A 7708-nucleotide genomic window follows, 5' to 3' on the forward strand; every position below is an offset into this window, starting at 1 on the left:
TCCCGGGTGGTCAGTCGAGGCGTCGCTCGACCGGCAGCCGGGACCTGGTGAACAGCCCCGCGCCGAGCATCGCGACCAACGGCACCAGCACCAGGACGCCGAGCGCGGTCCACGGGACCACCACCGGGTACGGGTCCTGGACCGGCCACGTGCCGGCGTACCGGCGGTTGAGGGCGGTCAGGATGATCACGGCCGAGCCGAGGCCGGCGGCGATGCCGAGCGCCGAGCCCAGTACGGCGATCACCCCCGCCTGGCAGAGCGAGAGCAGCCGGCGCAGGCCCGGACCGGCGCCGACCGCGGCCAGGGTGGACAGGTCGGCGCGCCCCTCGGCCGCCGCCAGCCCGGTGGCGATGCCGGCGGCGCCCAGGGTGATCATCCCCGCCGCGGCGGCCAGCAGGAGCAGCGCCGGGCGGTCGTCGCCGGTCGGGCCGCCCGGCTCGACCTCCACCTGCGCCCCGAACGGTCGCAGGGCGGCGCGGAACCTGTCCTGCCGGTCCTCGTCGGGCACCCCGTCGGCGGCGACCGCCCAGCCGAGCGGGCGGGCGGTCAGCCCGAGCCGGTCGGCCGCCCGGGGGGAGATCAGCAGTTGCCGCACGCCCAGGCCGGTGCGGAGCGCGTACGCGTCGATTGTGGTGGGCGGGGACGGGACGGGCCCCTCCGGGCCGGGGCGGGCCACCACGATGTCGACCCGGCCGGCCACCACGTAGCGCGGATCGGTGACCACCACGCCACCGGCCCGCAGCGCGGCGGTGGCGGCGGCGACGTCGGCGGGACCGGCGCCGGTGAGGACCGGCAGCGCCGCGCCGTCGTCCACCACCGCCTGGAAGAACGGGCCGAGGCGGTCGTCGGGGCCGCCGCGGCAGCGGGCGTCGGCGCGGGCCCGCCGCTGGTCGGACTCGCTGAGCCCGTCGCTCGGCTGCCAGGGGCAGGCCCGCTCGGGCGGCAGCACCGGCGAGACCGAACAGGGTCCGTTGGCGGTCGCGCACCCGGCGTCGACCAGTGGCGCGACCGTCCGGGCCCCCAGATGCTCGCGGGCCGGCCGGGCGATCTGGTCCAGAATCGGCCCGGCCCGGTCCGGCCGGTCGGGCAGGGTCACCAGCACGGTGCCGGGCGGGAGGCTCGGCTCGTACGCGGCGGCCGACCGGGTCTGGTCGCTGGCCAGGTAGGCGCCGACGCCGACGCTGCCGGCGACCGCCGCCATCACGGCGGAGATCGCCGGGGCGGTCGAGGACCGGTTGCGGCTGGCGTCGCGCAGGGCGATCCGCGGGGCCAGCGGCAGCGACCGGCCGAGCCGGGCGAGCAGGCCGACCAGCGTCGGGGTGGCGAAGACCAGTCCCAGTTCGCCGAGGACCAGGCCGGTGAGGATCACCGTCGGCGCCGTCCGGGCGGCGCCGAGCGCGGCCACCCCGGCACCGCCGACGACCAGGGCGACCCCCGCCGTCAGCCAGCGCCGCCGGTGCGCCGGCGGGGTGCGGCGGCCGGCCAGCCCCGCCACCACGTCCTGCCGGGCGGCCGTCCAGGCCGGGGCCAGCGCGGCCAGCACCCCGGCCAGCACCGCGACGGCGGCGATCGCCGCGAGGGCCTCCGGCCAGCAGCGGTACCCGCCGAAGCGCGCCCCGTAGAGGTGCTGCTCCACCAGCGGCCGGCCCGCGAACGCGGCGGCGACGCCGAGCGACACCCCGGCGGCGGCCCCGAGGGCGCCCAGCACCACGCCGTCGGCCAGCACGACCCGGCGCAGGTGGACGTCGTCCCCGCCGGCCACGGCGACCAGCGCGAGATCCCGCCGCCGGCGGCGTACGGCGACCGCGAAGGCCGGCCCGACGAGCAGCACCACCTCCAGCAGCCCCAGCCCGCCGACGAGCACCGAGACGCTCATCCCCTCGACGTCCACCCCGGAGCCGTCGGGGGGCGGCACCGATCCGGCGTTCGACGGCGGGGCCGGGGTGTGGGCGCGCACCACCACGCCACGGTCGTTGAGCCGGCGGAACGTGTCCTCGTCGACGGCGCCGGGCAGGTCGACCAGCCAGCTCGTCTCCGGCTCGGGGTCCGCCGGGCTCGGGGCCGCCGGGTGCAGCGTCACCACCGGGCCCAGGTCGTCGGGGTACTCGACGACCCCGACCACACGCCACGAGCGGGAGCCGTCGCCGGAGGTGACGGTGCCGCCGGGGTGGACGTCGAGGCGGCGCAGCGCCGCCGGGCTCACCGCGATCTCGTCCGGCCCGGCCGGCGCCCGGCCCGAGCGGAACCGGACCAGCCCACGGCCGAGCGGGTCGGCGAGGTCCACGGCGCGCCCGTTGAAGCCGTCCTCGACCCGGTCGCCGACGCGGGCGTCGAACGAGACCCACCGGCGCAGCGGGACCGCCCGGCTCCCCGCCGGCAGCAGGGCGGTCACCTGCCCGGCGGTGACCGGTCCGGCCGGGAGCGGGTCGTCCTCGATGGGCCCCCAGCCCTCACCCCAGGCGTCCTGGAAGACCGGACCCCGCGCCACCCAGAGCAGCTCGGCGTCGGCGACGCCGAGCTGGCGCCCGTTCCGCTCGGCCCGGGTCAGCTCAGCCATGTCCCAGCTCACGGCGGTGAAGGTCAGCACCAGCACCGGCAGCGTGATCATCGCGAGCACCAGCGCCGTACGCCCGATCGCCCGGCGGGCCTCCCGCCGGGCGATCCGCAGCGCCGCCCACCAGGAGCCGACGGTGACGGCGAGCCGGCCGCCCCGGCCCGCCGTCACCGACCGCTGCCGCTCAACAGCTGCTCCACGCTGCCCAGCGGGGCGGTCGAGTCGACCAGCGTCCCGTCGCGGAGGAAGACCACCCGGTCGGCCCAGGCGGCGTGCCGCGCCTCGTGGGTGACCAGGACCGCGGCGGCCCCCGCGTCGACCCGCCGGCGCAGCAGGTGCAGCACCGCCTCGCCGGTCTGCGAGTCCAGCGCCCCGGTCGGCTCGTCGGCGAGCACCAGCCGCCGCTCGCCGACCAGCGCGCGGGCGATCGCCACCCGCTGCTGCTGGCCGCCCGAGAGCTGGTCGGGGAACCGGTCGCCCAGCTCGGGCAGGCCCACCTCGGCCAGCGCGTCCAGCGCCAGCCGGCGCGCCCGCCGGACGCCGGTCCCGTCGAGCTCCAGGGGGAGCGCGACGTTCTCCACGGCGGTGAGGCTGCCGAGCAGGTTGAGGTCCTGGAAGATGTAGCCGATCCGGCGGCGACGCACCTGGGCGAGGCGGCGCCGGTCCAGCGCGCCGAGCGGCTCACCCTCCACGTACACCTCGCCGGCCGTCGGGCCGTCCAGCCCGCCGGCGAGGGCCAGCAGGGTGGACTTCCCGGAGCCGGAGGGTCCCATCACCGCGACGAGCTCGCCCGGGTGGACGGCGAGGCTCACCCCGCGCAGCGCGTGCACGGCCGCCGGCCCGGTGCCGTGGGTGCGGTGCACGTCGCGCACCTCGAGCACGGCCGTGGCCGGGCTCCCGCCCGCCGCTCCGCCGCCCGCGTTCACCGTCGCGCCCCCTCGTCCGCCCGGTCCACCGCCCCGGTGGGCGTCGTCGGCAGCCGGCCGGGCCCCGCCGGACGGTAGCGCACCAGGCTGGTCTCGCAGTGGTCCAGCCAGCGCACCTCGGCCTCGGCCTGGAAGACCATGGCGTCCAGCACCAGCCGCCACGGCAGGTCCTCCGGGCGGTCGCTGGCGTACTTCAGCCGGGTCAACTCCTGCAACGTGCGCATGGTCGCGCTGCGCTGGGTCTGCACCACCGACCGCACGTCGACGCCGGGGGTGGTCAACGCGAGGGCCAGCTTGATCGCCAGCTCGTCGCGGGGGCGGTCGGTGCGGCTGATCGGGGTGGCGAACCACAGCGCCAGGTCCGCCCGCCCGGCGTCGGTGATCTCGTACGGGCGCTGCCCGGCCTCGCTCTCGGGAAGCGAGCGGACCAGCCCGTCCCGCTCCAGGCGGGACAGGGTGGTGTAGACCTGCCCGATGTTCAGCGGCCAGGTCGAGCCGGTCGACTCCTCGAACGCGGCGCGGAGCTGGTAGCCGTACATCTGGCCGCGTTCGAGCAGGGCGAGCAGCCCGTGACGGATGGACATGTGAAGGGAGTATGCATACCTGGTATGCGGGCCGCAACCGGAGCGTGACCCTCGGGAGCGGCGGTCAGGCGGGCCGGCCGGGGAACGGCACGGTCAGCGGGGTGATCCCGGCCGTCCGCCGCCAGCGGGTCGCGCGCAGGGCGTACTCGACCAGGGCGGCCAGCGCCCTGTCCCGGTCGGCGCCGGTGGTGGCCGGCACCGCCGCGCGCCAGAACGCCGCTGTGCGCTCCTCCACCTCGACGGCCAGCCGCAACGCGCTCGCCCGGTCGGTCACCGGGAACGGCAGGGCGTAGCCCGCCCGGTCCGGCGGTACGGGCCCACCGCCCGCGCTCAGCTGCACCACCAGGTCGTCGCGGCGGCGCCGGTGCGCGGCCTCCGCCTCCCGGGCGGCGCTGCGAGCCGCGCCGGTGAGGCGCACCCCGATGGGGCCGTAGGCCCAGATCGCCGCGTACTCGGCGGTGAGCGCGGCGCCGAGCGCCCCGGCCGGCCCGGACGGTGTCGGTGCGGTCACTTCAGCGCCTCCACGTGCGTGGCCCGGGCGGCGACGATCGAGGCGAGCAGCGCGGCCCGCTCCGCCGGCGCCGCCGCGCAGGCCCTGGTCGCCGTCTCCCGACCGGCGCGCTCGCGCTCGCGCAGCGCGGCCCGCGCCGCGGCCGGGTCGCCCGCCGGGGCGGGGGTGGCCGCGGCGGGCGCCGAGGGCAGCGGCACGCCGATCACCCGGGCCAGTTCGGCCGCGTGTGCCCCGTGCGCCTCGGCGATCGGGGTGAGCAGGCCGGCCAGCGCGGGATGCGCCGCGGCGGCGTCGCGGTGCCCGGCGGCGAGCCGGAGCGCCTCGTCGAGCAGCGGCGTGAGCGGGTCGGGGCCCGGGGTGGGATCGTCGTCGCGGTCGAGAAGATCACAGCCGGTCAGCGGCGCCGCCGCGCCGCCGAGTGCCAGGAGTGCCCCGGCGCGCAGCACCGTTCGCCGGGAATGCCCGGTTGCTCCGCCGCGTTGCGTCGTTCTGCCCGTCGCCACCGGACAAGTCAACACCATGACCGACCGGACGTGGGCCACCGGCGTCGGTGCGCCGCCCGGTCCCGCGCCCGGCAGGCGCGTTACGCTCTGCGCAGCCACCGGCGCGTCAGCCCCGGTGGCGTGCCGGCATGGCGACCGATCGGGCCGCCGTCGATCACGAGAAGGGTGCGGAGATGACGCAGCGTGGCCGTGCCACGAGGTCGACGGGTCCGGCGGGCAGACCCCGGCGCGCCGACGCCCCCCGGGGCGGGGAACGCGCCGGCGGCCCGCGCGGCGACCTCGCCGCCCGGCGGGCCCGGCTGCGTGAGGTCATCGAGCCGGTGGTCGCCGGCGCCGGTTACGACCTGGAGGACCTCTCCGTCTCCCGGGCCGGCCGCCGACACGTGGTGCGGGTGATCGTGGACGCCGACGGCGGGGTCAACCTGGACGCCGTCGCCGAGGTTTCCCGGGCCGTCTCCGCGGCCCTCGACGCGGCCGAGGAGGCCGGCGGCGACATCGTCGCCGGGGAATACCAGCTGGAGGTCAGCTCCCCGGGCGTGGACCGGCCGCTGACCCTGCCGCGGCACTGGCGGCGCAACGTCGGGCGGCTGGTCAAGGTGACCGCCCGCGGCGCGGGCGCCCTGCCCGGGCAGCGCGCCGAGCAGCCCGCGGGCGACCGGCAGGTCACCGGCCGGGTGGTCGAGGCCGACGACGAGCGCGTGGTGCTGGAGACCGACACCGGCCGCGCCGCGTGGGCCTACCCCGAGCTCGGCCCCGGCCGGGTGCAGGTCGAGTTCCACCGCCTCGACGAGATCGAGGAGACGGACGAACCCGACGACATGGACGACACCGACGACTTCGACGACGAAGATGATGTGGAGGACGAGGAGAGGTGAACATCGACCTCGCGGCGCTGCGCGCACTCGAGCGCGAGCGGGAGATCCCGTTCGACACGATCCTCGCGGCGATCGAGACCGCGCTGCTGACCGCGTACCGGCACACCGAGGGTGCGGAGCCGCACGCCCGGGTGGAGATCGACCGCAAGTCCGGCGCGGCCCTGGTCTACGCGCAGGAGCTGGACGACGACGGCACCGTGGTGCGGGAGTGGGACGACACCCCGCACGACTTCGGCCGGATCGCCGCCATGACCGCCAAGCAGGTGATCCTCCAGCGGCTGCGGGAGGCCACCGACGAGGTGCACTTCGGCGAGTACGTCGGCCGCGACGGCGACCTGGTCACCGGCGTGGTGCAGGCGCACGAGGCGCGGGCCGAGAAGGGCATCGTCAGCGTCGACCTGGGCAAGCTGGAGGGCGTCCTGCCGCAGTCGGAGCAGGTGCCCGGCGAGCGGTACGCGCACGGCGAGCGGATCCGCTGCGTGGTGGTGCACGTGGCCAAGGGGATGCGCGGTCCGCAGATCACCCTCTCCCGCTCCCACCCGGCGCTGGTCAAGAAGCTCTTCGCGCTCGAGGTGCCGGAGATCGCCGACGGCACGGTCGAGATCGGCGCGATCGCGCGTGAGGCGGGTCACCGCACGAAGATCGCGGTCCGCTCCACGACGCAGGGCGTGAACGCCAAGGGCGCCTGCATCGGTCCGATGGGCCAGCGGGTCCGCGCGGTGATGAGCGAGCTGCACGGCGAGAAGATCGACATCATCGACTGGTCGGACGACCCGGCGACCTTCGTCGGCAACGCCCTGTCCCCGGCCAAGGCGCTGCGGGTCGAGGTGGTCGACCTGGCCAGCCGGACGGCCCGGGTCACCGTCCCGGACTTTCAGCTCTCCCTCGCCATCGGCCGGGAGGGGCAGAACGCCCGGCTTGCCGCCCGGCTGACCGGTTGGCGGATCGACATCCGGTCCGACGCGGAGCAGGCCGGCGCGACCGGCCGGGGCGGGGCTGATCACGTCCGGGAGCCGGGCGGCGCGATCTCGGGCGCCTAGGGGTAGACTTTCTCCAGTGGTACGACGCGCGCTGCCGGAGCGCACCTGTGTGGGCTGCCGGCGTCGTGCGCCGGCCAGCGAATTGCTGCGGATCGTCGCGGTCGGCGACGAGGCTGGTCACAGCCTTCGGCCCGATCCGGCCCGCAGGCTGCCGGGTCGGGGAGCGAACATGCACCCGGATCCGGCCTGCTTCGCGCAAGCGGTGCGGCGACGCGCCTTCGGGCGGGCGCTGCGCATCACCGGGGTCCTCGACCACGGTGAGCTCGCGGAGCACGTCGATGCGCCAACCACTACGTCCGGTCAGCCCGACCGGGCGAGGGTCGCTAGCAGGGTAGGACGACCGACATGAGCACACGATGAAGTCCCTGAAATGACCAGGCTTCAAGTGCACGAGTGAGGTCGCTGCGGGTGCTGCCCGCACGACCTCGGAGTGAGGAGTGCAGTGGCAGGTAAGGCCCGCGTACACGAGCTTGCAAAAGAGCTCGGGGTCGAAAGCAAGACCGTTCTCGCCAAGCTCAAGGAGATGGGCGAGTTCGTGAAGTCCGCGTCCAGCACCGTCGAGGCGCCCGTCGCCCGACGGCTGCGCAGCGCATTCGTCGCATCCGCCGGATCGCCGGCGCCGGCCGCCGGGGCGGCATCGGCTTGGCCGACACCCGGGGCCCACCGGGGGCCGGCCGCGCCGACCCCTGGCCCGAAGCCCAAGGGCCCGGTGCCC

9 protein-coding genes are annotated in these 7708 nt (G+C 76.8%); 4 read left to right on the top strand and 5 right to left on the bottom strand.

Annotation, left to right across the window (positions count from 1 at the left end; all coding sequences use genetic code 11):
* Positions 1-10: 10 nt before the first annotated feature.
* The 5 genes from ACSNOB_RS14515 to ACSNOB_RS14535 form a co-directional block, all read right to left on the bottom strand.
* On the bottom strand, positions 11-2725 hold the full coding sequence (locus ACSNOB_RS14515; RefSeq protein WP_436687123.1) for an FtsX-like permease family protein: 2715 nt from the start codon (positions 2723-2725) through the stop codon (positions 11-13).
* Positions 2722-3417, bottom strand: coding sequence for an ABC transporter ATP-binding protein (locus ACSNOB_RS14520; protein ID WP_436687124.1), 696 nt, complete (start codon positions 3415-3417; stop codon positions 2722-2724). The genes ACSNOB_RS14515 and ACSNOB_RS14520 overlap by 4 nt, the downstream gene beginning before the upstream one ends.
* 59 nt (positions 3418-3476) lie before the next feature.
* Entirely contained in the window at positions 3477-4064 is a 588-nt protein-coding gene (locus ACSNOB_RS14525) for a PadR family transcriptional regulator (protein WP_436687125.1), read from the bottom strand.
* 64 nt (positions 4065-4128) lie between these two features.
* Positions 4129-4575, bottom strand: a complete 447-nt coding sequence (locus tag ACSNOB_RS14530) for a ferritin-like domain-containing protein (RefSeq protein ID WP_436687126.1) — start codon at positions 4573-4575, stop codon at positions 4129-4131.
* Positions 4572-5021 (bottom strand): hypothetical protein, encoded by a 450-nt coding sequence (locus ACSNOB_RS14535; RefSeq protein WP_436687131.1) that lies wholly within the window; start codon positions 5019-5021, stop codon positions 4572-4574. Before ACSNOB_RS14535 ends, ACSNOB_RS14530 begins: the two co-directional genes overlap by 4 nt.
* Positions 5022-5251: 230 nt before the next feature.
* On the opposite strand from ACSNOB_RS14535, the gene rimP reads away from it, so the two are divergent.
* From rimP to ACSNOB_RS14555, 4 genes are all read left to right on the top strand, one after another.
* Positions 5252-5953, top strand: a complete 702-nt coding sequence (gene rimP, locus ACSNOB_RS14540; protein WP_436687127.1) for a ribosome maturation factor RimP — start codon at positions 5252-5254, stop codon at positions 5951-5953.
* On the top strand, positions 5950-6993 hold the full coding sequence (nusA, locus tag ACSNOB_RS14545; protein WP_393104881.1) for a transcription termination factor NusA: 1044 nt from the start codon (positions 5950-5952) through the stop codon (positions 6991-6993). The genes rimP and nusA overlap by 4 nt, the downstream gene beginning before the upstream one ends.
* Before the next feature lie 16 nt (positions 6994-7009).
* Positions 7010-7342: a YlxR family protein gene (locus ACSNOB_RS14550; protein ID WP_091096662.1), complete on the top strand. Its 333-nt coding sequence runs from the start codon at positions 7010-7012 to the stop codon at positions 7340-7342.
* 93 nt (positions 7343-7435) lie between these two features.
* On the top strand, positions 7436-7708 hold a 273-nt coding region (locus ACSNOB_RS14555), incomplete at its 3' end, for a translation initiation factor IF-2 N-terminal domain-containing protein (RefSeq protein ID WP_436687128.1).

Origin of the sequence: Micromonospora sp. URMC 106 (genome assembly GCF_051386395.1) — a bacterium.
In the GTDB taxonomy this organism is placed as follows: domain Bacteria; phylum Actinomycetota; class Actinomycetes; order Mycobacteriales; family Micromonosporaceae; genus Micromonospora.

Bases quoted from the DNA above. Each gene is read 5' to 3' on its own strand.
- ACSNOB_RS14525 (WP_436687125.1), bottom strand. From the start codon at position 4,064: ATGTCCATCCGTCACGGGCTGCTCGCCCTGCTCGAACGCGGCCAGATG.
- rimP (WP_436687127.1), top strand. From the start codon at position 5,252: ATGACGCAGCGTGGCCGTGCCACGAGGTCGACGGGTCCGGCGGGCAGA.